The organism is Mycobacterium sp. NGS15, assembly GCF_059813245.1.
The window spans coordinates 366,967-393,675 of the sequence record NZ_JCALEF010000004.1 but is presented as its reverse complement, the minus strand read 5'-3'; the positions used below and the strand labels follow the sequence as shown (position 1 = coordinate 393,675).

The window sequence follows — 26,709 nt, the reverse complement described above, 5'->3', positions numbered from 1 at the left end:
CCACGTACCTTACTCGAAAGTAAGGTACCTCCGGTCACGGGTGCTGATGGGAGCGAAAGGGCCGGAGAACCCGCGCGGCGTGAGGGTATTGAGGTCGGGGACATCATCGAACCCGCCACGGGTACCGCGCACCTGGTCGATGGCTGCCCCACATGCGAGGCCCGCCGTCACGGTGAGCCGCTCGACACCGACGACAACGACCCGAGCCTCCTGTGCGTCACCACCGACCGCGACTACGCCCGCATCTATGCCGCCGGATACCCGCGCGGCGCCCTGTACGTCGTCGAGCCGATCGGCGAGCTCGTCGACCGCTCCGAGCACGACCCGGTGCCGTCCTGGGGCTGCCCCTCGGCCCGCGTCGCCAGCGTCTACGACCCGCTGGTCAATCTGACCGACAAGCAGATCCGCCAACTGTTCCGGCGGTGGTGGCGGTGAGCGATTTCGAGGAAGACACCGGCCGCCGCGACAAACCAGGCCCGTACGACGTGAACGATCGGCAACGTCAGGGCCGCAGGAGCCCAGCAACGATTGAATGACGCCGCCCGGCTGTTTGGTGAAGCGGGCAGCAAGGTGGCGAACGAATTTCGCCATGAAATGCAGTCCCCCAAGGGATTTGGCGGTCTGATGTGAATCGGGCGCTAGTGGCATTGACGCCGAATTCGACGTATTGACGAAAGCCGATGCGGCGCAGCTGCGCCAGGACGCCGCAGAAGCCCCTGACGGCACCCGGATGGACCACGCACCCGGAACACCCGCGCCACCCCTGCCGCCAGAGCTGCGCGACGAGGTGTAACCAGCTACGGCCGTGTCCCGCTAGGCTGCTTACTGCCCCCGCGCTCACCTCACCCCCCGATGGTTCGAGTGCGGGGGCGTCTCTGTCGTTTCTCAGCGCGCCAACCACCGCGGCCATCCTGCTGCTCGCTGAACACCGATGGCCGTTGCTGGGCGCCGCTGTCGCGTTGGCTGGCCAGATAGTTCTGGATGTGATCACTTTCGGATTCCGCGACCGTTGGCACGTGGTGGGACCGCGCATAGCCCTGCTCGATGCCGCAGTGCTGGCGCGTCCGCCGGATTCTCCTGGTGCTGCTGGGTCCTGGCTTCTCGCCGCATCCCGCGTTAGCAGCTAGTCGAGGCCAGAAAGCGCGGAGAACTTAACGGGATAGATCACATTTACACTGGTAAAAGCGAAATTTATTGTTGCTGTATGAGTTGACGAGTTCGCTGTGTGTGCAGTAGTTTCTCTAGTCGGAGGAGATGCACGCCGACGTTTGGCGTCAGGTGATGGTCGGGGAAGGATGTGGTCGGGCCCATGGCACAGCCGGTGCAGGTGAGGAACTGCCGCGTGCTGGGAGACCGCCGCCTGCTGCCGGGAGCGCCGCGGTCCGGTCTGTCCATTCGCCGTCGCGTCGCAATGACAGCAGCCGCGTTACTCTTTGCCCTTGGTGCCGCGGATGCTGGGCAGGCATGCGCCGATCCACAGCCTGCTCCGCCGCCTGCTCCGCCGCCGTTAGCGGTCCCGCAGCCCGATAATCTCCCCCGCGCAGTCAACATTGGTGGGGCGCAAGCTAAAACGAATGTTCCGCAGGGCATGGGTGACGGAACGGGTCGGCCGCTGGCAGAGGCCCGGGAGCGCAATCTAGCTGCAGTGCCGCCGATCGTGACAGACGGTGTGCACGCCGCGACGGCCTGGCCGGGAAAACAGATCGTCATCCACTTACCGAACGAACGTGAACTGACCGCCGCTAACTGGGGCGAAGGCGGTGCGGCCGCCTACGGCTCGGGCCCGGTCGATTATGTGGTGATACCCGACGCAGGTGGCGGCGCTGATATCCGTATGGTCCGCAAGTCCTTCATTTCCCCGAGCGACTTTTCTCTGGGTATCCGCTATCCAGAAGGAACCCACCTGCGTCAAGCAGGCCAAGCCGTGGTGGTCGAGACCGACGCGTCTCCGGGCAAGCCTGCGGCGATTATCGGAGCGTTCAGCATCCCTGACGCACGTGACGGCGCCGGGAATCTAATCTCGGTCGCGCCGTCGCTGGGCGGCAGCTATCGCTATCAGCAATCGGGGCTGGACCTGAACGTCGGCGACGTGGGGCTGCTGAATTTTCCAGTGACCATCACGGTGGCCTACCGCGCCACCACCACCATGCCCGCAGTCGCCCAGGGCGACCCAGCCCCCAAAGCACCAGCCAACACTGCAGACGGGGACGGCGGCCGTTGTGTGTCCGGCCCACCACAGTTCCGTGGTGGCGAAAACCCGGGCAAGACAGCTGATTTCGCGGCGTCGTGCGGCAAGTTGGCCACATGCATGACGGCGGTACCTGCCCGCACCAGCGCACTGACGTGTGAGAACACCTTCCTGGCCGATCTGTCGAACGCCTGCGTCACTGCGTTCGGGCATGACGGCCCTGACTACGAGGGCTGCCTGTCCGTGGCTAACGGGCACACCCGCTGGGCCAAAGAGAACATGGCACCCGGCCCGCCTGCGGCAGGGTCCTGACATGGCAACCGTCACAACATCTTTTGCAGCAGCATTCTTCGGAGAAGAGGGGTAGCCGATGGCCAACACGACCACGGGAGGCGTCGGTGACGATGCGCCCACGCAGACCCTGCCCACAGCTGCCCCGTTACAGGTGCCGGAACTGACGGGTTTTGCAGCCGGTGCCACCGGCGCAGTGTTGGCTGTTGCTGGCGTGTGGGGTTTGCATGTGCTGACCCGCGGCGATGGTGTGGCCGCCTCGGTGGGGTGGGCGATCTTGCTGCTGGCGGCATTTACTGCTCTGGGCAAGGGCATCACCTTGCTACGCCGCGCACTGGCCCCGCTGTCCGTGGTGGTGTCAGCGTCGGTGGCCGGTATCCCGCCACTGGCGCGTGCAGTCACCGGGATTGGTGTCGGCGCAGCCGGGATCTGGTGGGTAATGCGCGGGCACGCCAACACATGGTGGGCCCAGATCACCGGGACCGGCACGGGGTGGACGCTGACCTCGGGGCTGGTGCAGGTGGCGATCATTGCGGTGGCCGGTGCCTTGCTGTTCGATGGCGGTAAAACCCTCGCTGCCCTGATTTTCGCCAATTCCGGTACCCGACAACATAAGCAGGAAAGCAGTCCAGACCGCTGGAGCCTGTGGTGGTCGAGCCACGCGGGCCTGGGTTTGACACTTTTGGCCGGCGGCACCGCTTTGGTGCTGCTGTCCGGTTACATCGTGCCGCGGGTGAGCGCATGGCTGACCGGCGTTGATCCGATGGCAGCCCTGGCCTCCATCGTTGCCGTCCTGACCGTCGCGTTCCTGGCCAACACCTGGTGGTGGCGTGCCCTGTCTGGGTGGTGGACGTGGGTGCACACCCCGCACACCCCGGGCGGTGGTGCTACCCCTATGGGGCAGATCTACGCCGGAGCCGGAATCGTTGCACTGCTGTTCTTCTCGGCTACTGCGTTCGGGCTCGCTACTCCCGATTCCTACACAGGCCCGGGCGCCGCGCCCCTGGCACGAGCTGCCTGCCCGCCCGATTGTGGCGGCGGCGGTAATGACGGCAGCCCGCAAGACGGCGGCGCTCAGTTCAGACCCCCGAACATGCCCGCCCAACAGCCCGACTACCAAGGCGGCTTCAACCAGGCTCCCCTGGATCAAAACGGCGGAATCTCCATCAACAACGGCAACAGCCCTCAACCGGCCCAACAGGCCCCGCAGACGTTAGGTCCGCAGATGCCCGGCCAGCGTGCCGCACACGGCGAACCCCTGCCCAACTACGGGCCCTGGCAACCCGACGCACAACCCCCAGCCCAAGCACCCGTACAACAGGCGCCACAGCCGGTCCAGCAGGCACCCGCACAGCCACCCGCGCAACAGGCACCCCAAGTTCCGCAGCAGCCAGCCCAAGCACCACAGAACCCTGCCGGCCAACAGCCACCCCAGCAGCCGGTGCAGCAAGCACCTCAACAACCGGGTCCGCAGCAGCCCCAGGGGCAGCCTGGTCAGCAACCGGGACAATCTGGTGAGCCAAATCAAGGACCGGTTCAGCAGCAGCCGCAGAACGACCCCGGGCTGCCGAATAGGGACAACAGCCCGATGAACCCCACGGACCTGGCGTCCGCGGCAACTCGTCGTGGATCACAGCAAGCAGGCGAGCAGGCTGCGCAACAGGGCACGCAACAAGCAGCTCAGCAGGCACCAAAATCTCCCACGCAGATTAACCAGGCACCGCAAACTACGTCGCAGCAAGCGCCGCAAACTCCAACGCAGACTAACCAGGGACCGCAAACACCGCAAACTCCAACGCAGACCAACCAGGGACCGCAAACACCGCAAACTCCAACGCAGGCCAACCAGGGACCGCAGACACCGCAAACTACGCAACAGTCGCAGCAAGCGCCGCAAACTCCAACGCAGACTAACCAGGGACCGCAAACTACGCAACAGTCCCAGCAGGCGCCTAAGAAAATCCAGAGTGCCGGTAAAGGGGAACCGCAAATCCAGAGTGCCGGTAAAGGGGAACAACCCTGGGATATCACCGGCGAATTGAAAACTATTAACAAGAGTTTCCCGGACGGTAGTCAGAAAATTGGGCTGGAGGGTCGGCACGGCCTGCAAAACCCGGATCCCATCGAAATCGGCAAAACTACTGTAGGTGAATACACCTTTGGTAGCACGTTCCAGCAAAAATTGGGTGGTGAGGTAGAGGCGTCAGCGGTGCTGAATGCACAAAGCCCCCAGGCTATGTCGAACTCACCCTCAGTGCTACCTAAAGCAGAAGCATTTGCAGGCTATAACCTTGAGAACAAGACCTTTATATCGGGCCCTGCAGTACAGGGAACTCTCACAAACACGCTGAAAATCGGCCCCAGCGCCAGTCAGGGTGCAAGCACGGGTACGCCTCTCGGTGCTACTACCACATTCCAAAATCTTGGTGGCGGCAATTTCTATATAAATCTGCCCTTGACTACATCTTGGCGTGCCGTCGAAGGGGGAACCGCCTTTCAGGGATTCGTCAATGTGCCGCAGCTTATCCAGGGCGCTCTCGGGCCAGCCGGCCAATGGATAACCAGTGGAATTCCCTCCGTATTCGGTCCGTAAAGTTGCTAAAGTCAAAGGATCGAGAGGTAGAGGCGGGAATGACAACTCTAGAAATTGGGATCGACGGTCACGCTCCCCCCGGCTGGAGTGCCAGGGTCGACGAGGCCCGACGTGGGGATACGTATCTGAGCGTTACAAGGGACACCGAAGTTGGCCAGCCAATTGTGCCAGAGATCACGGTTTCGGTCCTGGAAGTCCCTGATTTGGAGACGTCCTTGGAGGTGCTGGCCTCCGCGCGCCGCGCCGCCGTAGCTGAGGCCTACGAGGAGGTTAGGCTTCGTCGTGGTGAGTTCATCTCTCACCGTGATCCTGAGATGTACGGTCAAGAAATCCGGTTCGAGACCGAGATGTCTTCAGGCGATCGCGTTGCGATAATCCAAAGCGAAATTCTCGTTACTTTCGCCGGATTCAAGACGCGTGTCTTGAGTTTTCTCCTAACAGCACCGGAATCGATATTTGAAATCTGCGCACAGGATTTTCGAATGCTATTCGATTCGATCGTCGTGAAAGAAAGCGGGTAAGTAACGAAATGCATTACAGACCGGCAATGGCGGCTCTTATATCGTCAGCTTTTGTGGTGTCAGGGTGCTCAGTCACGTCGACATGGCATGCCGGGCCCGCAACATCTGAACCGCCACCAACTTCATCCGTAAGAAAGATTCCGAAAGAAGAGGCCGGGAAGATTGCGGCGGCGCGCCTTGAGGCTCAGTATGGCGGCAACGTGGAGTCGGTCGTATGCGACGGGCCTCTCGAAGCGACGGTGGGCTCTACCCAACGATGCGTATTGACCGAGGATGGACAGAGGGCAGGTCTAACCCTCACCGTCACAAAAATCGAGGGCGATAAGGTCGACTTCAAAATAAAGGTCGATGACCATCCGCTCCCGGAGTAGTCGCGAATTAAGATTTACACATGCTCGCGGGTTTTGAGCACGGCGGGCCGGCATACTTGACAAAATCGCCAGTCGAATCACTTAAGCGCATCGCCTGAAAGACCGGCCAAGCGTGGGCCTACGGCGAAGTGCGTATCGGCGATCAAGGTAACTGGCTGCACATCGTGGACATCCTGGCACGGCTGCCTGTTGACGGCCGCCCCGCTACTGGCCGCACATGGTGCCGCACGCCCGCGCCAGAGTTAGTGGGGGTAACCGGATGTACAGCTGGCGGGGATTGAGACCAGCAACATGATGATTAGCAACGCCGCGCTTAACATGCCGTAGGCGAGGAATGGAAAGAGGGCCGCGTTCTGCCAGAAGCCCTTTGGGCGCCAATGGGCTACCTGCTCGGGGAGCTTCGTCCACGCATACATGAGCACGGCACCAATGGGCTACCTGCTCGGGGAGCTTCGTCCACGCATACATGAGCACGGCACCAATGGCGAGGATTGCCGGAAGCGTCAAGTACCAATCATCGGCGAGGGTCAATGGGGTGACCCATAGCAGTATCAGCGCGCCCAAACCGTGGTCCCTCGCCGTGGAATCCGTTGCAGTGAATAGGAACCCGATCGCGAACACGAGGTAGTACACCACGCACAGCAGCCCGCCTGCCACAACGACGAGCTTGCCGTAACGCTTGGCGTTGTCCTTCATCACTTGCCAATCTCGATGCGCGGCACAGGATCTACGGGAACGGGTGGTGCCATCGGGGTAATCGTCGGTACGTGTGAGCCCGGGGGCACCAGCTCGGTCATCTGCGCACCGTTCATAGAGTTCGTTATCCCCTGATCGCCGACGTTCTGCGTGAACGGCAATCCGAGCATCGGGCCCCATTGGTCGGTGTGTACGGGCCACATCTGAGCAATCTGCGAGATGTCGCCGGATGGCGTGTTGTGGTAGGCCTCGAATGCCGGGAAGCTCGTCATCTGTCCAGCCACCGTGGGTCCGGCCGTGCCGGGTTGGACCACGATGTTGCCGTTCACCGAGTAGTTCGTTCCCCACGAGAGACATAAGTACAGGTTGTTCTTTCGTTAGGGAACGGACCGGTCGGACTTGTTGCAGGCTAGATACCTCTCCGATGAGAAGCGGTGATTAGAGCGCAAACGCCGTTTCTGAGCAGGGGATTTACAGATTCGCTTGCCGTACTCGAAAGTAAGATGACGTCGAACGCACACGTCAGCAGCTCCTCGATCACGGCCAGAGCTGAGTACGCTCCCAGCGCTCCTCAACGCGCTGATAGCCGAGACGCAGGTGCTTGCGTTCGGGGGAGCCCTGCCAGAACTCCACCCGCGTCGGCTGCACTGCATACGACACCCACTCCCCGGGTACGAGATCGGGATCGTCCGTGAGCTTCCGGTGCGCCTTCTCGATCTCGGCGTCGATTTCCGCAGCATCCACCAGCGGCTGGCTCTGTCGCAGCGTCAGTGCCATGGCCCGGGATCCGATGGGTCTGCCCAGGAAGTCTTCAGCGCTTGCCCGCGCACCGTCGTCGACGACCGGGCCCGTCACCCGTACCTGCCGGACGACCGCCTGTCAATGGAAAGTCAGTGCGGCAACGGGGTGGGCAGAGAGGTCCCGCCCCTTCTGGCTCACCGAGCTCGCCGCGAAATGCCAGCCGTTCGCATCGATGGCCTTCAAAATCAGCACTCGTGCGCGCGGTGCGCCCTGGGCATCGACCGTCGAGATCGTCATGGCATGCGGCTCCGGTATGCCGGCCCGCGCAGCCTGCTCGATCCATTCGACGAACAAGGGGAGCGGTTCGGCGGGAGCATCGCCGATGTCAAAGGGTGGGGCACTACCGGCCAGGACCGGCAGTGCCCGCAGAAATGAGCGCTCTCCGTCGGCTTCCGACCAGCGCACTCGCAACCTCCTCGACGGACCTTGAACTAGCGTTCCAGAGGTCCTCGGATTCACAGGTCAGGGGCTCCGCGTTGTTGCCGCAGAGTGGTTACACCAGGGATTTGGCCGCAGCCGCGGGATGAGGCATACTGTTCGGGTTGCCGTGAACCGGTTGCGACGCCTTTTGTGGCGCGCGAACGGAGACGGCGAACTACAGCGCCCTTACGGGCGCGTCGGCCCAGTCCAAGCGACGAGAATTTTCGACGCGGACGACTGCGCGCGAGGGCGACACGCCCGACCGCGGGGGTCGGTGAACTACGACAGGTAAACAGCGGCGGTATCGGGTTGTGCGCTTCGGCGTGCACCGGACCAGTGATAGTAGAGGTAGGAAGCGTGGCGGGACAGAAGATCCGCATCAGGCTCAAGGCCTACGACCATGAGGCCATTGATGCCTCTGCGCGCAAGATTGTTGAGACGGTGACCCGTACCGGCGCGAGTGTCGTTGGACCTGTGCCGCTGCCAACCGAGAAAAACGTGTATTGCGTTATTCGGTCGCCGCACAAGTACAAGGATTCGCGCGAGCATTTCGAGATGCGCACCCACAAGCGGCTCATCGACATCCTCGACCCGACGCCCAAGACGGTTGACGCGCTCATGCGCATCGACCTGCCGGCCAGCGTCGACGTGAACATCCAGTAGGAGAACCAGAAACCATGGCAAGAAAAGGAATTCTGGGCACCAAGCTGGGTATGACACAGGTGTTCGACGACAACAACCGGGTTGTCCCGGTGACCGTCGTCAAGGCCGGACCCAATGTGGTGACCCGCATCCGCACCCAGGAGCAGGACGGCTACAGCGCCATCCAGCTCGCATTCGGTGAGATCAGCCCGCGCAAGGTGACCAAGCCGGTCACCGGTCAGTTCAGTGCTGCGGGTATCAACCCGCGTCGCCACCTGGCCGAGCTGCGTCTGGACGACGAGGCTGCTGCCGCCGAGTACGAGGTGGGCCAGGAGCTGACCGCGGAGATCTTCAGTGACGGCGCCTACGTCGACGTCACCGGAACCTCGAAGGGCAAGGGCTTCGCCGGAACCATGAAGCGTCACGGCTTCAGCGGTCAGGGCGCCAGCCACGGTGCGCAGGCTGTGCACCGTCGTCCCGGCTCGATCGGTGGCTGTGCCACCCCGGGCCGTGTCTTCAAGGGCACCCGGATGTCGGGACGCATGGGTAGCGATCGCGTCACCACCCAGAACCTGGTGGTGCACAAGGTGGATGCCGAAAATGGCGTGCTGCTGATCAAGGGTGCCATCCCCGGACGTAAGGGTGGCCTGGTTGTGGTCCGCACCGCTGTCAAGCGAGGTGAGAAGTAGTGTCTGAGAATCTTTTGACAATCACGGTCAAGGCTCCGGGTGGCAAGACGGACGGCTCCATCGAGCTGCCCGCCGAGTTGTTCGACGCCCCAGCCAACATCTCGCTGCTGCACCAGGTGGTGACCGCTCAGTTGGCGGCCGGCCGCCAGGGCACGCACTCCACGAAGCGTCGTGGCGAGGTGTCCGGTGGTGGCAGGAAGCCGTACCGGCAGAAGGGAACTGGCCGCGCCCGTCAGGGCTCGACCCGTGCCCCGCAGTTCACCGGTGGTGGCGTCGTCCACGGCCCGCAGCCGCGTGACTACAGCCAGCGGACGCCCAAGAAGATGATCGCCGCTGCGCTGCGCGGTGCGCTGTCGGACCGGGCCCGCAATGGCCGCATCCACGCCGTCACCGAATTGGTTGCCGGGCAGGAGCCCTCGACCAAGAGCGCCAAGGCGTTCCTGGCCGAGATCAGCGACCGCAAGCAACTGTTACTGGTGCTGGGCCGCGACGACCTGGCCGCGGTGAAGAGCGTCCGGAACCTGCCGAATGTGCATGTGCTGGCCTACGACCAGCTCAACACCTATGACGTGCTGAAGGCCGATGATCTGGTGTTCAGCGTCGAGGCCCTCAACGGCTTCATCAACGCCAAGAAGAAAGAGGAGGTGTCGGCCTGATGGCAACTATCGCTGACCCCCGCGACATCATCCTGGCCCCGGTGATCTCGGAGAAGTCGTACTCGTTGATCGAAGACAACGTGTACACCTTCGTCGTCCACCCGGACTCGAACAAGACGCAGATCAAGATCGCCATCGAGCAGATCTTCAGCGTCAAGGTCACCTCGGTGAACACCGCCAACCGGCAGGGCAAGCGCAAGCGCACCCGCACCGGTTTCGGACAGCGCAAGAGCACCAAGCGCGCCATCGTCACCTTGGCACCGGGTAGCAAGCCGATCGACCTGTTTGGAGCCCCCGCGTAGTCGGGGAGTAGAGGACTAGAGAAGACATGGCTATTCGCAAGTACAAGCCGACGACCCCCGGTCGCCGCGGCTCGAGCGTCGCCGATTTCTCGGAGATCACTCGCTCGACTCCCGAGAAGTCGCTGGTTCGCCCGCTGCACGGCACCGGTGGTCGTAACGCCCACGGCCGCATCACCACTCGTCACAAGGGTGGTGGCCACAAGCGCGCCTACCGGCTGATTGATTTCCGTCGCCACGACAAGGACGGTGTCAACGCCAAGGTCGCGCACATCGAGTACGACCCCAACCGCACCGCGCGCATCGCGCTGCTGCACTTTCTTGACGGCGAGAAGCGCTACATCATCGCGCCGGTCGGGCTTTCGCAGGGTGACGTGGTGGAGTCGGGCGCCAACGCCGACATCAAGCCGGGTAACAACCTGCCGTTGCGCAACATCCCGACGGGTACCACCGTGCACGCCGTCGAGCTGCGTCCCGGTGGTGGAGCCAAGATGGCCCGCTCTGCCGGTGCCGGTATCCAGCTGCTGGGCAAGGAAGGCGCCTACGCCTCCCTGCGTATGCCCAGCGGTGAGATCCGCCGCGTCGACGTGCGCTGCCGCGCCACCGTCGGCGAGGTCGGCAACGCCGAGCAGGGCAACATCAACTGGGGTAAGGCCGGCCGTATGCGGTGGAAGGGCAAGCGCCCCACTGTCCGTGGTGTCGTGATGAACCCGGTCGACCACCCGCACGGTGGTGGTGAAGGTAAGACCTCCGGTGGTCGTCACCCGGTGAGCCCGTGGGGCAAGCCCGAAGGCCGCACCCGCAAGCCGAACAAGGCGAGCGACAAGCTCATCGTCCGTCGCCGGCGCACCGGCAAGAAGCGCTAGGAGTAAGCGATGCCACGCAGCCTTAAGAAGGGCCCGTTCATCGACGACCATCTGCTGAAGAAGGTCGACGTACAGAACGAGAAGAACACCAAGCAGGTCATCAAGACCTGGTCACGTCGGTCGACCATCATCCCCGACTTCATCGGCCACACCTTCGCGGTGCACGACGGGCGCAAGCATGTCCCCGTCTTCGTCACCGAAGCGATGGTCGGTCACAAGCTGGGCGAGTTCGCCCCGACGCGCACCTTCAAGGGTCACATCAAGGACGACCGAAAGAGCAAGCGGCGATGACCACTACTACCGAACTACCCGCCTACCCAACGGCCAAGGCTGTTGCCCGCTTTGTGCGGGTATCGCCGAGCAAGGCACGCCGGGTCATCGACCTGGTGCGCGGTAAGCCCGTCGCCGTCGCCATCGACATTCTGCGGTGGGCGCCGCAGGCGGCCAGCGAGCCGGTGGCCAAGGTCATCGCCAGCGCTGCCGCCAACGCGCAGAACAACGACGGTCTGGATCCCTCCACCCTGGTGGTGTCGGAGATCTTCGCCGACGAAGGCCCCACTGCCAAGCGTATCCGTCCCCGCGCGCAGGGTCGTGCGTTCCGGATCCGCAAGCGCACCAGCCACATCACCGTGGTGGTGGAGAGCCGTCCCAAGTCCGAGCAGGGCGGTAAGGCCGGAACCTCGCAGGCTGCTTCTCGTGCCCGCCGGGCCGAGGGCTCGAAGGCTGCCGCCACCAAGACCACCGCTGAGGCGAAAGTGACGGCGTCGAGCGCCCCTAGCGCCGCGACGGACAAGACTGATGCGAAGGGAGGCTCGCGCTAGTGGGCCAGAAGATCAATCCGCACGGTTTCCGGCTCGGTATCACCACCGACTGGAAGTCCCGCTGGTACGCCGACAAGCAGTACGCGGACTATGTCAAGGAAGACGTGGCGATCCGCCGCCTGCTGGCCACCGGCCTGGAGCGCGCCGGCATCGCCAAGGTGGAGATCGAGCGCACCCGTGACCGGGTTCGCGTTGACATCCACACCGCACGTCCCGGAATCGTCATCGGCCGTCGTGGCACCGAGGCCGACCGCATCCGCACCGATCTGGAGAAGCTCACCAAGAAGCAGGTGCAGCTGAACATCCTGGAGGTGAAGAACCCCGAGGCCGAGGCGCAGCTGGTTGCCCAGGGTGTCGCCGAGCAGCTCTCGAATCGTGTGGCGTTCCGTCGCGCGATGCGTAAGGCCATCCAGTCGGCCATGCGTCAGCCGAATGTCAAGGGCATCCGGGTGCAGTGCTCGGGCCGCCTCGGCGGTGCTGAAATGAGCCGCTCGGAGTTCTACCGCGAGGGTCGGGTGCCGCTGCACACGTTGCGTGCCGATATCGACTACGGCCTGTACGAAGCCAAGACCACCTTCGGCCGTATCGGTGTGAAGGTCTGGATCTACAAGGGCGACATCGTCGGTGGTAAGCGTGAGCTCACCGCCGCGGTGGCCGCACCTGCCGGTGACCGTCCGCGCCGTGAGCGTCCGGCCGGTGCCCGTCCGCGTCGCAGTGGCGCCTCGGGTACCACCGCGACGAGCACCGAGGCCGGCCGTGCCGCCGTGGAAAACACCGCGACCCCGGACGCATCTGCGGCCGACACAAGCACTACGCAAGATTCAGGGAGCTAACGATGCTCATCCCCCGTAAGGTCAAGCACCGCAAGCAGCATCACCCGAAGAAGAAGGGCACCGCGTCCGGCGGTACCACTGTCGCCTTCGGTGATTACGGCATTCAGGCGCTGGGCCATGCATACATCACGAACCGGCAGATCGAGTCCGCTCGTATCGCCATCAACCGGCACATCAAGCGTGGCGGCAAGGTGTGGATCAACATCTTCCCCGACCGCCCGCTGACCAAGAAGCCCGCCGAAACCCGCATGGGTTCCGGTAAGGGTTCGCCGGAGTGGTGGGTTGCGAACGTCAAACCCGGTCGTGTGCTGTTCGAGTTGAGCTACCCGAACGAGGAGACCGCGCGCGAGGCGTTGACGCGTGCGATCCACAAGCTGCCGATCAAGGCGCGCATCATCACACGAGAGGAGCAGTTCTGATGGCAGTGGGAATTTCCGCTGGCGAACTGCGGGAAAGCACCGAGGACGAGCTGATCACCAAGCTGCGTGAGTCCAAGGAAGAGCTGTTCAATCTGCGCTTCCAGATGGCCACCGGTCAGCTCGCCAACAACCGTCGGCTGCGTGCGGTGCGCCAGGAGATCGCGCGCATCTACACGGTGATGCGTGAGCGCGAGCTCGGATTGGCCGCAGGACCCGATAGCGAGGACAGCAAGTGAGCGATACCAAGAAGGCCGCCGGGCCTAAGCACACCCCGGCCACCGAGCAGCCCCGTGGGCGTCGTAAGACCGCCATCGGTTACGTCGTGTCGGACAAGATGCAGAAGACCATCGTGGTCGAGCTCGAGTCCCGTGCACGGCATGCCCTGTACGGCAAGATCATCCGCACCACGTCTAAGGTCAAGGCCCACGACGAGGACAGTGTCGCCGGTGTCGGCGACCGTGTCTCGCTGATGGAGACTCGTCCGACGTCGGCCACCAAGCGGTGGCGCCTGGTCGAGGTCTTGGAGAAGGCTAAGTAAAGGCTGCCTCACGTCAAACGCATAAAGCGCGCCGTTTCCCGAAAGGGGCGGCGCGCTTTTGCGTTGGGGGAGTGTGCGGTTGAGGACGGCGTGCCGCGCACGACGCGTACGTCAACCGCACACTCGATGCTTAGCGCCGCAGGAAGTCCACGACGGTCTGCTCGAAGGCCTGCTTGGCCTCGATCATCACCCAGTGACCGCTGTTGGGGAAGATGTGTAGCTCGGCGTTGGGGATGAGCCGCATCGGCACGATCGCCATATCCGGCGGGCTGACCCTGTCGTCGCGACCCCAGGTGAGCAGGGTCGGGCACTTAACCTTGTGCATCATCGCCCAGTACGGCGCGATATCGGAGTTCGCAAGGAACTGCTGTTGCATCGCAAAGGCTTTGGAGCCGTACATCAGCTGCGCGGTCTTGTGCGCGTCCGGGTTGATCGCGGCTTCCCAACGCTCCTCGATGAGCTCCTCGGTGACGACGGCGGGATTCCACACCATCGAGTTGAGCCAGCGGACCAGCTTGTCGCGGTCGGGGTTGTCGGTGAACTCCTGCAGCAGGCGCAGGCCCTCGCTGGGGCTCGGGCTGAAGATGTTCGGTCCGACACCGCCGATGGTGACGAGCTTGGTGATGCGGTCGGGGTGCTTGATCGCCAGGTTGATGCCGACGACCCCGCCCATCGAATTTCCGACGATGGCGGCGGATTCGATGCCGAGGCCGTCCATGAACCGGATCACCGAGGCGCCGGCTGTCAGGACGGGGTGCCCCTGCACGGCGTCGCTGACGCCGAACCCGGGGAACTCCAGGACGTAGGTGTGGAAGTACTTCGCGAACACCTCGAGGTTTCCGCGGTAGTTACGCCATCCCGTCACCCCGGGGCCAGAGCCGTGGAGCAAGATCAGCGGCTCGCCCTCGCCCGCTTCGTGGTAGCGCAGCGTCCCCTCGTCGGTGGCCAGTTCTTTCTTGGTGCCCTCGTATGTCACGTCCACGACATAAGAGTAGAACGTGTTTCAGTTTTGGGTGGCGGCGGTGTCCGCTGAGCGGGTCGGGCGTATGCGGGCCCGGCATGGATTAGGTGCGAATAAGGGCCCGGTAAGAGTCGTTTCCGGATGCCGCCAACCTCTGTCAATGTGCGGGCAGACCTGTCTACGCTGGACGAATGAACCGATACGTCAAGCGTGGATCGGTCGGGGTTTCGATTTTCGCGTTATCCGCGGCAGCCGCCGCGGTGCTCGCCACACAAACAGAGAGCTCTCCAACCGCAACGGCAGCGGGCTGTCCCGATGTGGATGTGTCCTTCGCCCGCGGGACCAACGACTCACCGGGGCTCGGCGATGTCGGGAAGGCGGTCACCGACGAAATGGTCGACCGCCTCCCCGGCAAGAGCGTCGACATCTATGCGGTGAACTACCCGGCCAGCTTCGATTGGGTCCGCGCCGGCGACGGAGCCAATGACATGAGCTTCCACGTCCAAGAGGTCGCGCGGAACTGCCCGAACACCCAGTTCGTGCTCGGCGGCTTTTCTCAGGGCGCGGCGGTCGTGGACGTGTTGTTCGGCAAGAACGGGACGGGGCTCACCTTCAACAATCCGCTTCCGGCCGATCTCGAAAAACGGGTCGCCGCAATCGTATTGATCGGGAATCCGAAGAACTGGCAGGTCAACGGCATGAACCTGGACTTGGAGATCAGGGACGACCAGCGCGGCAAGGTCATCGACATCTGCAATCCCGGTGACGGGATCTGCGATCCGGCCGGCGGCGGTCTGGGTCCGCATATGCAGTACAAATCGGACGGTTCCGCCGATCGTGCCGCCGACTTCGTCGTCAACCGACTGACCGCCATTGCTGCCAGCAGTAGTGCTGCTGCCGCTTCCAGCAGCACATCCACGAGCGCTTCCGGCGTCCCGGCCTCAACGTCGAAGAGCGCCAGTCCGCTGAGCGGAACGACGACGCCGCCCACAATGGCACCGTCGCCCGCCACATCCGCGCCGCCGCAACCCTCGTCGTCCGCACCAAAACCCGTGGCGGCGACACCGACTCGAAAGGCGCCGGCGTGGATGATGCCGGCGACCGACGGTCCGGCACCCGATGCTCCTGCCGCTGTGGCGTCAACCAGCAGCATCACTGCGCCCGATCCGGGCCCGCACGGCGCACCGCCGGGCCCGGCATCCGGCGGTCAGTAAGCCTGTATGACCGTTTCGACGGCTGACACGCCAGCTCCTTCGGGCCGGGCCGACACTCGCCGCGCCATCTGGAACACCATCAGAGGGTCGTCCGGCAACCTCGTCGAGTGGTACGACGTCTACGTTTACACCGTCTTCGCGATGTACTTCGAGAAGCAATTCTTCGATGAGGCCGATCAGAACTCGACGGTCTACGTGTACGCGATCTTCGCGGTCACGTTCATCACCCGGCCAGTGGGATCGTGGTTCTTCGGCAGGTTCGCCGACCGGCACGGGCGCCGTGCCGCGCTGACCATCAGCGTCTCGTTGATGGCGGCCTGCTCCATGGTGATCGCCCTGGTGCCCTCGCGCACCAGCATCGGAATGGCCGCGCCGATCGTGCTGATCCTCTGCAGACTCGTCCAGGGTTTCGCCACCGGTGGCGAGTACGGCACCTCGGCCACCTACATGTCCGAGGCGGCCACCCGTGAGCGGCGCGGATTCTTCTCATCGTTCCAATACGTGACGCTGGTCGGCGGCCATGTGCTCGCCCAGTTCACCCTGCTGATCATTCTGACGGTCTTCGACAAGGAGCAGGTTCAGGAATTCGGTTGGCGCATAGCCTTTGCCGTCGGAGGCGTGGCTGCGATCGTCGTGTACTGGTTGCGGCGCACCATGGACGAATCGCTCAGCGATGAACAGCTGGCGGCCATCAAGGCCGGTGAGGACACCAGCTCCGGGTCGATGCGTGAGCTGCTCACTCGGTACTGGAAACCGCTGGTGATGTGCTTCCTCATCACCATGGGGGGCACCCTCGCGTTCTACACCTATAGCGTCAATGCACCGGCGATGGTCAAGACCGCCTACAAGGACCAGGCCATGACCGCTACCTGGATCAACTTGGCGGGACTGATCTTCCTGATGCTGTTGCAGCCCATCGGCGGAATCATCAGCGACAAGGTGGGGCGCAGGCCGTTGCTGCTGTGGTTCGGCTTCGGAGGACTCGTCTACACGTATGTCCTCGTCACGTATCTGCCCCAGACACGGTCGCCGATCGCATCATTTCTGTTGGTCGCCGGCGCTTACGTGATCTTGACCGGATACACCTCGATCAATGCGCTGGTTAAGTCCGAGCTGTTTCCGTCTCATGTGCGCGCGCTCGGTGTGGGTGTGGGCTACGCGCTGGCGAACTCGGTGTTCGGCGGGACGGCGCCGCTGATCTACCAGGCACTCAAGGAGCACGGTCAGGTGCCGCTGTTCATCGGGTACGTCACTGTATGCATCGCGATTTCGCTGGTGGTCTACCTGTTCTTCCTCAAAAACAAGTCCCAGACCTATCTGGACCGCGAGCAGGGCTCGGCCTTCACCCCGTAGTCCGGCGCCGAGACCGAGGTTTCGGCGAGGGGTGGGCGAAGTGGCGCGGATTTGTATCCGACCTGCGGGTTCACCTACACTAGGGCGGTTGTCTTGTGGGTGCTTTGCGCCCAGGGGCAGGTAGGCATCCCCACCAGGTGAAAACCCGGAGGTGACGCGTGCCCTGGAGACAACATGACCGCGTGTGTCGGGTCGGAATCCGCCACACATCCACTTCCAGGTCACGTAGGAGAGACCAGTGATTCAGCAGGAGTCACGGCTGAAGGTCGCCGACAACACCGGTGCCAAGGAGATCTTGTGCATCCGCGTGCTCGGTGGCTCGTCGCGACGCTACGCCGGGATCGGGGACATCATTGTGGCGACCGTCAAGGACGCCATCCCCGGAGGCACCGTCAAGCGTGGTGACGTCGTCAAGGCCGTCATAGTCCGTACCGTCAAAGAGCGTCGCCGCCCAGATGGCAGCTACATCAAATTCGATGAGAACGCCGCCGTCATCATCAAGGCCGACAATGACCCGCGTGGTACCCGTATCTTCGGGCCCGTCGGTCGCGAGCTTCGCGAGAAGAAGTTCATGAAGATCGTTTCGCTCGCCCCGGAGGTGCTGTAAATGAAGGTGCACAAGGGCGACACCGTTCTCGTCATCGCAGGCAAGGACAAGGGTGCCAAGGGCAAGGTCATTGCGGCCTACCCGGAGCGCAACCGTGTCCTCGTCGAGGGCGTGAACCGTATCAAGAAGCACACCGCACAGTCGGCCAATGAGCGTGGCGCGCAGTCCGGCGGAATTGTTACCCAGGAGGCCGCCATCCACGTCTCGAACGTGATGGTGATCGACTCCGACGGCAAGCCGACCCGCATCGGCTACCGCATCGACGAAGAGACCGGCAAGAAGGTCCGTATCTCCCGCCGCAACGGGAAGGACATCTGATGACCACCGTAGAGAACGCTGCGAACGCTCAGCCCCGTCTGAAGACTCGCTACCGCGAAGAGATCAAGACCGCGCTGAACGAAGAGTTCAAGTACGCCAACGTGATGCAGATCCCGGGCGTCGTGAAGGTCGTCGTCAACATGGGTGTGGGCGACGCCGCGCGTGACGCCAAGCTCATCAACGGCGCCGTCACCGACCTGGCCGCCATCACTGGCCAGAAGCCGGAGATTCGCAAGGCCCGTAAGTCCATCGCACAGTTCAAGCTGCGCGAGGGCATGCCGATCGGTGCCCGCGTCACGCTGCGTGGAGACCGCATGTGGGAGTTCCTGGACCGCCTCGTGTCCATCGCACTGCCGCGTATCCGCGACTTCCGCGGCCTGTCGCCCAAGCAGTTCGACGGCAAGGGCAACTACACCTTCGGTCTCACCGAGCAGTCGATGTTCCACGAGATCGACGTGGACTCCATTGACCGCCCGCGGGGCATGGACATCACCGTCGTCACCTCGGCGACCAACGACGACGAGGGGCGGGCGCTGCTGCGGCAACTCGGCTTCCCCTTCAAAGAACTTGAGCAGGGAGCGAAGAAGTAGATGGCGAAGACTGCGCTGGTCAATAAGGCCAACAAGAAGCCGAAGTTCGCGGTGCGCGGGTATACCCGGTGCAACCGGTGCGGACGTCCGCACGCCGTGTTCCGCAAGTTCGGCCTGTGCCGAATCTGCTTGCGGGAGATGGCACACGCCGGCGAACTGCCCGGCATCCGCAAGAGCAGCTGGTAAACCTCTGCACAATAGGCCGGGACTCGAGAGTCCCGGCCTATTGGCGTCTCCGCGTCTTGGAGCCCTGCGCGGCCCCACGGCCATTACGCTTGCGGCCGTGCCAGTGAAGGGTGACATGACGGGGCGGTTGTTGGTTGTGCTGGTTGTTCTCGCCGCCGCCGTGATGTCGTGCAGTCCCACCACCGCTGCAGATCCGACGATCGTCAACATCCGCGCGGGCGCGGTGCGTGGGCACATCGACGATGAGGTGCGTGTCTTCACCGCCATTCCTTATGCGGCGCCACCGGTCGGCCCGCGACGATTCACCGAGCCGGAGCCTGTCGCGCCGTGGCCGGATACCCGTGATGCGACGGGCCCCGGCGTTGAATGCCCGCAACCGGGAGCCGAGAGCGATCTGACCCAGAACGAGGACTGCCTGGTTCTCAACGTCACCATGCCGCGGCACACCCAAGGGAAAGTGCCTGTGCTGGTGTGGATCCACGGCGGTGCCTTCATCTCCGGCAATGGTGTCGGCTACAACGCGCGAAAGCTCGCCGCCCAGGGCGGAATCGCGGTCGTCACCATCAACTACCGACTGGGGACGTTGGGGTTCTTGGCCGCGCCGGGCCTGTCCGATGTGATCGGCAACTACGGGCTGCTGGATCAGGAGGCGGCGTTGCGGTGGGTGCGCGACAACATCGCCGCGTTCGGCGGCGATCCCGGGCAGGTGACTATCGGCGGCCAATCAGCGGGCGGTGTATCGGTGTGCGACCTCATGGTGGCGCCGAGCGCCTCCGGGCTGTTCCGGTCTGCCATCATGGAGAGCGCTCCATGCCAGGCGCAGGCTCCTGTCTCCTCAGCCGTCCGCGATAGCGCGGCCTATGCGGCCGAGGTGGGTTGCCCGGCCGGGCCCGGCACCGCCGGCTGCTTGCGCGCATTATCAGTTGACGCGCTGCGGGATTCACCGCAGTTCACCGGCATTGGGCTACCGGTGAGCCCGGTAACCGGGACGCCAGAGCTTCCGGCGCCGCCACTGGATGCATTCACCAGCGGCTTAGCGTCTACCGTCCCTGTCCTTATCGGCAGCAATGCCAACGAGGCCACGGTTTTTGAGGCCCAGCAGTACCAGCACAAGCCCGCGCCGAGCACCGCCGAGGAGTACCAGGGCGTGCTCGAAAGCAAGTACGCGGACAGGGCCACGGAACTCGCACGGCGATACCCCCTGTCCGCCTTCGGTGGAAATGTGCTCGCCGCGCTTGCGGCGATCGACACCGATAACAGCTACGCGTGCCCGACCCTCGGGCTGGCGGAGGCGTTGGTCAGAAAGACGCCCGTGTACGCGTACGAATTCGCCGACCCGACCGCCCCGGTAGAGCAGCAGTATCGGGACGCGCCGTTGCCATTGGGGGCCTCGCACGGTTCGGAATTGGGATATCTGTTCGATCTGTCAAGGTCGTTGAGTCAGGAATCCGCTGCACTGTCCACGCGCATGATCCAGTACTGGACTCAGTTTGTGAAGACCGGGGATCCGAACGGCGACGGCCAGCCAGAATGGCCGAAATATCTGTCCGGGGGAGCGTTCCTGCGCTTGGCGCCACCGACGCCACAGCCGATGGAAGGTTTCACCACCAGCCACCAGTGCGGTTACTGGCGCTAGCCGCCGCTGTCGGCAAATCTGGAAACGCTCGTCATCTAGAATCGGCCGGTGGTTGACCGCCGTCGCGACATTCAAGGGTTGCGCGCGGTGGCCGTTCTGTTGGTAGTCGCCTATCACAGCGGTCTGCCTGTTCCCGGCGGATTCATCGGCGTCGATGTCTTCTTCGTCATCTCCGGATTTGTGATCACCCGACTACTGCTGCGTGAAACCGACAGGGCGGGGCGCATCAACGTTCGTCGCTTCTATGCCCGCCGGGTGCGGCGTCTGCTGCCCGCGCTCGCCGTCCTGATTGTCGTGGTGCTTCCGGTGACCGCCGTCATCCAGAGTCCGCTGGGATCAATGCAGGTTGCGGCGCGAACCGCGGCTGCCGCGGCACTGTTCGTCTCGAACGCGGTGCTTTTCCTGGAACCCTCCGGCTACTTCGCCGCGCCGGCGGCAATGAATCCGTTCCTACACACCTGGTCGCTGGCAGTCGAGGAGCAGTTTTATCTGATGTTCCCGGGCCTGATGCTGCTGGCCGCCTATGTGGCAACGCGGCGGCGAACCAGCCGGCTGGTCGTCACCTTCTCGGTGCTTCTCCTGCTATCGGTTGCATCATTGCTGCTCGCGATCTACCTGACGGCCAGCGATGGTCTCCCGTTCCATGCGCACAATGCGGCGTTCTCGTTTTACAGCTCGCCCACGCGCGCATGGGAATTCGGTGTCGGTGCGCTGATTGCCCTGGGGGAGGCCCGGATCCGCCGATGGAGCAGTGGCGCGGCGCTTCCGGTCGCGGTCCTGGGCGCGGCCGGTGTCGCTTGGGGTGCCGTTGCGATATCCGCGGCAGACCCCTTTCCGGGAGTCAATGCGCTGATCCCGGTGCTGGGCTCGGGCCTGCTGATCGTCGCCGGGTCCGTATCGGCGCAGCAGCCCATCGGCTGGTTGTTGTCGTCGACACCGATGCAGTGGCTCGGGGATCTGTCCTACAGCTGGTACCTGTGGCACTGGCCGGTGATCGTTTTCGCCCACAATCTGTTGAGCGCGGAGTATCAGTGGGTGGTGCCCTGTGCGGGCGTGCTCTCGCTGTTCCCGGCCTGGGTGTCGAAACGCTACGTCGAAGACCCGATTCGGGCGGGGCGAAGACTGGCCGATCTTCGCGCGCCGCGGCTCGCGGTGACCTCCGTCGGACTGGCAGTACTCGTTTCGGCCGCGACATTCAGTGCCGCACAGATAGCCACGCCGGCGATTCGCGATGCGCGTGCGCAGCGAGCGGCTCACGCGGATGTCGTGAATGGGTGCATCGGCAACATGCCGGATGACGACAAGACCCGTCTGGACTGCCTATGGCCGGGAGGCGGAGACGTCGATTCACGGTCGGTCGTTCTCGTCGGCGATTCCAATGCTGGACAGTTCGCCGAGGCGCTCATCCCGGCGGCTACACAGCAAAACCGGACGACGATCCTCGCGACAAACGCCGCCTGCCCGTTCGTTGAGCTCGTCCTCGACCCGTCACCACCTGGCTGCATCGACTTCGTGCGGCATTGGACGAGCGCGCTGGCGGCCATCCGGCCGGGGTTGGTGGTGATCGCCTCCGCATCAAGCGATTACTTCCTGGCCGACCAACATGTCCGGTTCCGGCTCCCGTACGCACAGGAATGGGTCGGGGACGACGCCGGTAAGAGCCGGTTGTGGCAGCAGGGGATGGCGGCAGTGCTGCAGAAGCTGTCCGGGGCGGGTGTCCCGGTCGTCGTCGTGCATACCCTGCCGCATTTCGTGAACTGGGATCTATACACATGCCCGGGTTACGAGGTCTGGACATCGCTCTCCCGCTGTGGCCGCACCATTGCGTTGGCGGATATTCAGCGGCAACAGAACATCGCCCTGGCAGCCGAGCGGCGCGCCGCCGGTGGACTCCCCGGGGTTTCTACCGTTGATCTGGGGTCAGCGATGTGTCTGGACGACGTATGCCGCACCAATATCGGTTCGCGATGGGTAGCGCGCGACGGTGGGCACATCACCGTGGGCGAAGCTCAACGGCTACAACCGGAATTCACTCGCCTCATCGCTGAGCGCGCCCGTCCGTGAGACGACGAGCATGGCACGGAACGTGGTCTCCGGACCAACCTCGACGGCCCGTCTGATTCCGAGTCAGCAACCTTCGCTGCTGTGCCGGAGAGGGCCCGTGGGCCGAGGCTGGCGTTCGTATGGATTCCGGGTCGTCTGATCGGACACTTTGCTGTCCACCCGGCGAGGCGAGTGCGTCGTGACGTCAGGAGCGTTCGGGGGCTGTGGCCTGTGCTGGCGTTCTGTGCGCAGTGTTGTGCATCTCGCAACGGACGGCTGAGTTAGCGACGATGGTCCAGCTGGTATACCTTTGTGGTGCCGCATTGCTGATAGTCCGGCAGTGGCTCGACAAACTCGCTGATCTGGAGGGTTGGGTAGCGAGGGGGGTCGAAGAAATCATGTCTGAGCAAATTATGACGAATGGACACACCGATGCAGATCTCGCAGGGTCGACGAGAAATCACCAAGGTGCGGTTGCGCACAACCGGGGTGGCAGCGCTCGCAGCGCTGGCCCTTGTGGCACTTCCCGGTGTGGCCGGCGCCGACCCCGAAGTACTGCAGTCCGCTGATCAGCTCGGCCTGCGGTTCGAGAAGACCAGCACACCCCAGCCGGAGGGGGCAACCACCACCATCACGGTGCGCACCGGCGACGGCAAGGTTGTGCAGACGATCTCCGAGCCCTTCAAGGGCTGGCTCAGTGGCGCAGAGGTCGAGTTGCGCGACATCGATCAGGACGGGCGCGACGATCTGCTCGTTCAGGTAGATGCGCGCGTGAAGGACGGGAAATGGGCGATCTGGCACGCATCGGGTAGCAACCCGAAGCTGTCACGCGTCGGCGTCGTGGACGGGCATCCGGTGCCTGCTGGACCCGGTGTGATCGAGACGGAGACCGAGCAGGGCACGTTCTTCTACACCATCAAGGGCAACGCACTGGTCACGGCGCCCGCGCCTGCTGCATAACCTGAGGTTCTGATGCCGCATCGTTAGCCAAATGTGCTGTGGTGCACTCTATTAGGTATGCCAGAGGCCCTGCACCCCGTCTTTCAGCCGCGTTTCGAGACCGTTCTCGCACGTAACCCTGGAGAGGCGGAATTTCAGCAGGCTGTTTACGAGGTGATGGCCAGTCTGACTCCGTTGGTCGGCAAGACACCTGACTACGACCGCTGGTCGATTCTGGAACGGATCTGTGAACCGGAGAGGCAGATCATCTTTCGCGTCCCATGGATCAGGGACGACGGCGCTGTCGAGATCAACCGCGGCTACCGGGTGGAGTTCAACTCCGCGCTGGGCCCGTACAAGGGTGGACTGCGCTTTCATCCCAGCGTGAATCTGTCGATCGTGAAATTCCTTGGCTTTGAGCAGATGTTCAAGAACGCGCTCACCGGGCTTCCCATCGGCGGCGGCAAGGGCGGATCCGATTTCGACCCCAAGGGGCTTTCCGACGCCGAGATCATGCGTTTCTGTCAGTCCTTCATGACCGAGCTCTACCGGCACATCGGCGAATACACGGATGTGCCCGCCGGCGATATCGGCGTGGGCCAGCGCGAGATCGGGTATCTCTTCGGGCAGTACAAGCGCATCACCAATCGCTACGAATCCGGCGTACTGACGGGTAAGGGGTTGCCCTGGGGCGGATCTCAGGTGCGCACCGAGGCAACCGGCTATGGTGTCGTGCTTTTCGCCCAAGAGATGCTCGCGATGCGTGCGCAATCGCTGGCCGGGAAGACCGTGGTGGTCTCCGGCGCGGGGAACGTCGCGATCTACGCCGTGGAGAAGGCCCAGCAGCTGGGCGCGAAGGTCATCGCCTGCTCGGACAGCGACGGTTACATCGTCGACGAACGGGGCCTGAATCTCGACCTCCTCAAGGAGATCAAGGAGGTCCGGCGGGGCCGGCTCTCCGAGTATGTCGAGGAACACGGCGGGGGAGCACGCCAGGTCACCGCCGGCAGCCTCTGGGACGTGCCTTGTCAGGTCGCGCTGCCCTGCGCCACGCAGAACGAGCTCGACGGCAAGGATGCCCGCAGGCTCATCGACAACGGTGTGCAGCTTGTCGCGGAGGGTGCCAACATGCCCTGTACACCCGAGGCGGTGAAATACCTCCAGGACGCGGGCGTGCTGTACGCCCCCGGCAAGGCGTCGAACGCCGGTGGGGTAGCGACGAGCGCGCTCGAAATGCAGCAGAACGCCAGCCGCGACTCATGGTCGTTCGAGCAGACCGAAAGCCGCCTGCAGGCGATCATGCGATCCATCCACACCACCTGCATCGAAACCGCCGATCACTATGGCGACCCGGGGAACTATGTGACGGGCGCGAACCTGGCCGGATATACGCGCGTCGCCGACGCGATGGTCGCCCTCGGCGTCATCTGAGGATCGTGTTCGATCGTTCGGCTCCGGTCGTGTGCGTGCTGTGTTATCAGTGACGTATGCGCAGGTACGGTGGGCTTGTACTCGCGGTCATCGCGGCATTGCCTGGCGCCGGGGTGGCACGCGCAGACCGGCCCGAGCCGGTGCCGCTGTACGGCGCCTACGACACCTACCTGGATCATTCGCGGCAGACTTTTGAGGGCAGGCCGGACGCGTCGGACCCCTCAACGCAGGCGGCGAACTTCACCACCACCTGCGGCGCGCAGGGATGCGTGGCGCATTGGTTGCGACTGGCCGAGCTTGCCGACAATCCCCATGCGCCCGCGCTGTTCGACTATCGGTGGAACGGTGATCGGTGGGAGTCGGCCTCGGACTACCCATTTCGTTGCAGCGACGGCGGCACGGTGATCGCGGCCAGAGCCGACTTCCTGGTGCCGAACGGCGATGGCAGCTTTTCGGGGGAGCGCACGTTCACGGTCGGTGCGCCGGGATGCCCGGACGACGGGCCCGGAACCTACTGGCTGCCGTTCACGCTGATACCCACCGCCTGACCGACCACTGGCCGTCGTCACCGATTTGGTCCATACGTCCAGGCCCCCTACACTTAACCGGTTGCCTGGGCTGTGTTTCGCCCATGGCCGGTCGGCATGTGCTTTCGGGTTCTCGTTCGAGTTCCATGGATAGCACTACCGATGCACGACCCCTGACCGAACCCGGTCAGATACGGAAGATCACTTCGCAGTAGGCCCACCACGGGATGTACCAGGCCCTTTACGGGAACCGGTACGAGCGTGCTGTATGGGAACCGCGGCGAGAAAGGTTGATGGACTCTGTCATGACTATGACTGATCCGATCGCAGACTTTCTGACACGTCTGCGCAATGCCAACTCGGCATACCACGATGAGGTGACTCTGCCGCATTCGAAGATCAAGGCCAATATCGCCGAGATCCTCAAGCGCGAGGGCTACATCACCGATTACCGCACCGAGGACGCCCGCGTGGGCAAGAGCCTGGTTGTCTCGCTCAAGTACGGCCCCAGTCGTGAGCGCAGCATCGCCGGCCTGCGACGCGTGTCGAAGCCCGGTCTGCGTGTGTACGCAAAATCCACCAATCTGCCCAAGGTTCTCGGTGGTCTCGGCGTGGCGATTATCTCCACGTCCACTGGCCTGCTCACCGACCGTCAGGCGTCCCGACAGGGCGTGGGCGGCGAAGTCCTCGCGTACGTCTGGTAGAGGAGGACTAAAAACATGTCGCGTATTGGTAAGCAGCCCGTGCTGGTTCCCGCCGGAGTGGACGTCAACATCGACGGCCAGAACGTTTCGGTCAAGGGTTCCAAGGGCACTCTCGAACTGACAGTCAGCGAGCCGATTTCGGTGTCGCGCAACGACGATGGCGCCATCGTGGTCACCCGTCCCGATGACGAGCGGCGCAACCGCTCGCTCCACGGATTGTCTCGCACCCTGATCGCCAATCTGGTGACCGGTGTGACGCAGGGTTACACCACCAAGATGGAGATCTTCGGCGTGGGTTACCGCGTCGTCGCCAAGGGATCGAACCTTGAGTTCGCGCTCGGATACAGCCACCCCGTGCTGATCGAGGCGCCCGAGGGCATCACGTTCGCGGTCGAGACCCCCACCAAGTTCTCGGTCAGCGGAATCGACAAGCAGAAGGTTGGCCAGATCTCGGCCAACATCCGCCGCCTGCGTCGTCCCGACCCCTACAAGGGCAAGGGCATTCGCTACGAGGGTGAGCAGATCCGCCGCAAGGTCGGAAAGACAGGTAAGTGAC

33 protein-coding genes and 1 pseudogene are annotated in these 26,709 nt (G+C 63.5%); 29 read left to right on the top strand and 5 right to left on the bottom strand.

What is annotated here, in order from left to right; all coding sequences use genetic code 11:
• Positions 1–9: 9 nt before the first annotated feature.
• On the bottom strand, positions 10–321 hold the full coding sequence (locus AC5Y5C_RS13035; RefSeq protein ID WP_499972640.1) for a hypothetical protein: 312 nt from the start codon (positions 319–321) through the stop codon (positions 10–12).
• A gap of 346 nt (positions 322–667) precedes the next feature.
• On the opposite strand from AC5Y5C_RS13035, the gene AC5Y5C_RS13030 reads away from it, so the two are divergent.
• The 5 genes from AC5Y5C_RS13030 to AC5Y5C_RS13010 all read left to right on the top strand — a co-directional run bounded on the left by AC5Y5C_RS13030 (position 668) and on the right by AC5Y5C_RS13010 (position 5,964).
• Positions 668–793, top strand: coding sequence for a hypothetical protein (locus tag AC5Y5C_RS13030; protein WP_499972639.1), 126 nt, complete (start codon positions 668–670; stop codon positions 791–793).
• Positions 794–1,411: 618 nt separating this feature from the next.
• Entirely contained in the window at positions 1,412–2,500 is a 1,089-nt protein-coding gene (locus AC5Y5C_RS13025) for a hypothetical protein (protein ID WP_499973199.1), read from the top strand.
• A gap of 58 nt (positions 2,501–2,558) precedes the next feature.
• Complete coding sequence (locus AC5Y5C_RS13020) at positions 2,559–5,072, top strand: hypothetical protein (RefSeq protein ID WP_499972637.1); 2,514 nt, start codon at positions 2,559–2,561, stop codon at positions 5,070–5,072.
• A 38-nt stretch (positions 5,073–5,110) separates the two neighbouring features.
• A complete protein-coding gene (locus AC5Y5C_RS13015) occupies positions 5,111–5,593 on the top strand; it encodes a hypothetical protein (RefSeq protein ID WP_499972636.1) in 483 nt (160 codons plus the stop codon).
• A gap of 8 nt (positions 5,594–5,601) precedes the next feature.
• Entirely contained in the window at positions 5,602–5,964 is a 363-nt protein-coding gene (locus AC5Y5C_RS13010; protein ID WP_499972634.1) for a DUF4333 domain-containing protein, read from the top strand.
• Between the two features lie 204 nt (positions 5,965–6,168).
• Here AC5Y5C_RS13010 and AC5Y5C_RS13005 read toward each other — a convergent pair whose 3' ends face one another.
• The 3 genes and pseudogenes from AC5Y5C_RS13005 to AC5Y5C_RS12995 form a co-directional block, all read right to left on the bottom strand.
• On the bottom strand, positions 6,169–6,660 hold the full coding sequence (locus tag AC5Y5C_RS13005) for a hypothetical protein (RefSeq protein ID WP_499972632.1): 492 nt from the start codon (positions 6,658–6,660) through the stop codon (positions 6,169–6,171).
• Positions 6,660–6,989, bottom strand: a complete 330-nt coding sequence (locus AC5Y5C_RS13000) for a hypothetical protein (protein ID WP_499972629.1) — start codon at positions 6,987–6,989, stop codon at positions 6,660–6,662. Before AC5Y5C_RS13000 ends, AC5Y5C_RS13005 begins: the two co-directional genes overlap by 1 nt.
• Before the next feature lie 208 nt (positions 6,990–7,197).
• A pseudogene (locus AC5Y5C_RS12995) lies at positions 7,198–7,866 on the bottom strand (pyridoxine/pyridoxamine 5'-phosphate oxidase).
• Positions 7,867–8,238: 372 nt separating this feature from the next.
• On the opposite strand from AC5Y5C_RS12995, the gene rpsJ reads away from it, so the two are divergent.
• The 11 genes from rpsJ to rpsQ are packed head-to-tail and all read left to right on the top strand — an operon-like array spanning position 8,239 to position 13,644.
• Complete coding sequence (gene rpsJ, locus AC5Y5C_RS12990) at positions 8,239–8,544, top strand: 30S ribosomal protein S10 (RefSeq protein WP_003883485.1); 306 nt, start codon at positions 8,239–8,241, stop codon at positions 8,542–8,544.
• 14 nt (positions 8,545–8,558) lie between these two features.
• On the top strand, positions 8,559–9,212 hold the full coding sequence (gene rplC / locus AC5Y5C_RS12985; RefSeq protein ID WP_078288398.1) for a 50S ribosomal protein L3: 654 nt from the start codon (positions 8,559–8,561) through the stop codon (positions 9,210–9,212).
• A gap of 14 nt (positions 9,213–9,226) precedes the next feature.
• Positions 9,227–9,868, top strand: coding sequence for a 50S ribosomal protein L4 (gene rplD / locus AC5Y5C_RS12980; RefSeq protein ID WP_078324077.1), 642 nt, complete (start codon positions 9,227–9,229; stop codon positions 9,866–9,868).
• Positions 9,868–10,170 carry a 50S ribosomal protein L23 gene (gene rplW / locus AC5Y5C_RS12975; protein ID WP_078297713.1) on the top strand — a complete coding sequence of 101 codons (303 nt, stop codon included), beginning with the start codon at positions 9,868–9,870 and terminating at the stop codon, positions 10,168–10,170. The genes rplD and rplW overlap by 1 nt, the downstream gene beginning before the upstream one ends.
• A gap of 26 nt (positions 10,171–10,196) precedes the next feature.
• Positions 10,197–11,033: a 50S ribosomal protein L2 gene (rplB, locus tag AC5Y5C_RS12970; RefSeq protein ID WP_078288397.1), complete on the top strand. Its 837-nt coding sequence runs from the start codon at positions 10,197–10,199 to the stop codon at positions 11,031–11,033.
• A 9-nt stretch (positions 11,034–11,042) separates the two neighbouring features.
• On the top strand, positions 11,043–11,324 hold the full coding sequence (gene rpsS, locus AC5Y5C_RS12965) for a 30S ribosomal protein S19 (protein WP_030096696.1): 282 nt from the start codon (positions 11,043–11,045) through the stop codon (positions 11,322–11,324).
• Positions 11,321–11,854 (top strand): 50S ribosomal protein L22, encoded by a 534-nt coding sequence (gene rplV, locus AC5Y5C_RS12960; RefSeq protein ID WP_499972627.1) that lies wholly within the window; start codon positions 11,321–11,323, stop codon positions 11,852–11,854. Before rpsS ends, rplV begins: the two co-directional genes overlap by 4 nt.
• Positions 11,854–12,687 (top strand): 30S ribosomal protein S3, encoded by an 834-nt coding sequence (rpsC, locus tag AC5Y5C_RS12955; protein ID WP_499972625.1) that lies wholly within the window; start codon positions 11,854–11,856, stop codon positions 12,685–12,687. The genes rplV and rpsC overlap by 1 nt, the downstream gene beginning before the upstream one ends.
• A gap of 2 nt (positions 12,688–12,689) precedes the next feature.
• A complete protein-coding gene (gene rplP / locus AC5Y5C_RS12950; protein ID WP_030096699.1) occupies positions 12,690–13,106 on the top strand; it encodes a 50S ribosomal protein L16 in 417 nt (138 codons plus the stop codon).
• The gene (gene rpmC / locus AC5Y5C_RS12945; RefSeq protein WP_030096700.1) at positions 13,106–13,342 is read left to right on the top strand and encodes a 50S ribosomal protein L29; all 237 of its coding nucleotides are present in this window, start codon (positions 13,106–13,108) and stop codon (positions 13,340–13,342) included. The genes rplP and rpmC overlap by 1 nt, the downstream gene beginning before the upstream one ends.
• A complete protein-coding gene (rpsQ, locus tag AC5Y5C_RS12940; protein WP_499972621.1) occupies positions 13,339–13,644 on the top strand; it encodes a 30S ribosomal protein S17 in 306 nt (101 codons plus the stop codon). Before rpmC ends, rpsQ begins: the two co-directional genes overlap by 4 nt.
• Before the next feature lie 130 nt (positions 13,645–13,774).
• Here rpsQ and AC5Y5C_RS12935 read toward each other — a convergent pair whose 3' ends face one another.
• The gene (locus AC5Y5C_RS12935; RefSeq protein ID WP_499972620.1) at positions 13,775–14,626 is read right to left on the bottom strand and encodes an alpha/beta fold hydrolase; all 852 of its coding nucleotides are present in this window, start codon (positions 14,624–14,626) and stop codon (positions 13,775–13,777) included.
• 170 nt (positions 14,627–14,796) lie between these two features.
• On the opposite strand from AC5Y5C_RS12935, the gene AC5Y5C_RS12930 reads away from it, so the two are divergent.
• The 13 genes from AC5Y5C_RS12930 (at position 14,797) to rplF (ending at position 26,708) form a co-directional block, all read left to right on the top strand.
• The gene (locus AC5Y5C_RS12930; RefSeq protein WP_499972619.1) at positions 14,797–15,819 is read left to right on the top strand and encodes a cutinase family protein; all 1,023 of its coding nucleotides are present in this window, start codon (positions 14,797–14,799) and stop codon (positions 15,817–15,819) included.
• 6 nt (positions 15,820–15,825) lie between these two features.
• Positions 15,826–17,172, top strand: a complete 1,347-nt coding sequence (locus AC5Y5C_RS12925) for an MFS transporter (RefSeq protein WP_499972617.1) — start codon at positions 15,826–15,828, stop codon at positions 17,170–17,172.
• A 238-nt stretch (positions 17,173–17,410) separates the two neighbouring features.
• Positions 17,411–17,779 carry a 50S ribosomal protein L14 gene (gene rplN, locus AC5Y5C_RS12920; protein ID WP_078297707.1) on the top strand — a complete coding sequence of 123 codons (369 nt, stop codon included), beginning with the start codon at positions 17,411–17,413 and terminating at the stop codon, positions 17,777–17,779.
• Positions 17,780–18,097, top strand: coding sequence for a 50S ribosomal protein L24 (gene rplX / locus AC5Y5C_RS12915; protein WP_030096705.1), 318 nt, complete (start codon positions 17,780–17,782; stop codon positions 18,095–18,097).
• Positions 18,097–18,687 carry a 50S ribosomal protein L5 gene (gene rplE, locus AC5Y5C_RS12910; RefSeq protein WP_499972615.1) on the top strand — a complete coding sequence of 197 codons (591 nt, stop codon included), beginning with the start codon at positions 18,097–18,099 and terminating at the stop codon, positions 18,685–18,687. Before rplX ends, rplE begins: the two co-directional genes overlap by 1 nt.
• Positions 18,688–18,873 (top strand): type Z 30S ribosomal protein S14, encoded by a 186-nt coding sequence (locus tag AC5Y5C_RS12905; protein WP_078297704.1) that lies wholly within the window; start codon positions 18,688–18,690, stop codon positions 18,871–18,873.
• A gap of 115 nt (positions 18,874–18,988) precedes the next feature.
• Positions 18,989–20,509: a carboxylesterase/lipase family protein gene (locus tag AC5Y5C_RS12900; RefSeq protein WP_499973196.1), complete on the top strand. Its 1,521-nt coding sequence runs from the start codon at positions 18,989–18,991 to the stop codon at positions 20,507–20,509.
• Between the two features lie 48 nt (positions 20,510–20,557).
• Positions 20,558–22,573 carry an acyltransferase family protein gene (locus AC5Y5C_RS12895; RefSeq protein ID WP_499972611.1) on the top strand — a complete coding sequence of 672 codons (2,016 nt, stop codon included), beginning with the start codon at positions 20,558–20,560 and terminating at the stop codon, positions 22,571–22,573.
• 411 nt (positions 22,574–22,984) lie between these two features.
• Complete coding sequence (locus AC5Y5C_RS12890; protein WP_499973193.1) at positions 22,985–23,512, top strand: hypothetical protein; 528 nt, start codon at positions 22,985–22,987, stop codon at positions 23,510–23,512.
• A gap of 57 nt (positions 23,513–23,569) precedes the next feature.
• Entirely contained in the window at positions 23,570–24,922 is a 1,353-nt protein-coding gene (gdhA, locus tag AC5Y5C_RS12885) for an NADP-specific glutamate dehydrogenase (protein WP_499972610.1), read from the top strand.
• 56 nt (positions 24,923–24,978) lie between these two features.
• Entirely contained in the window at positions 24,979–25,470 is a 492-nt protein-coding gene (locus tag AC5Y5C_RS12880; protein WP_499972607.1) for an MBOE_33420 family protein, read from the top strand.
• 284 nt (positions 25,471–25,754) lie between these two features.
• Positions 25,755–26,153: a 30S ribosomal protein S8 gene (gene rpsH, locus AC5Y5C_RS12875; RefSeq protein ID WP_078288382.1), complete on the top strand. Its 399-nt coding sequence runs from the start codon at positions 25,755–25,757 to the stop codon at positions 26,151–26,153.
• 15 nt (positions 26,154–26,168) lie between these two features.
• On the top strand, positions 26,169–26,708 hold the full coding sequence (gene rplF, locus AC5Y5C_RS12870; protein ID WP_078288381.1) for a 50S ribosomal protein L6: 540 nt from the start codon (positions 26,169–26,171) through the stop codon (positions 26,706–26,708).
• The last annotated feature ends 1 nt before the right edge of the window (position 26,709 follow it).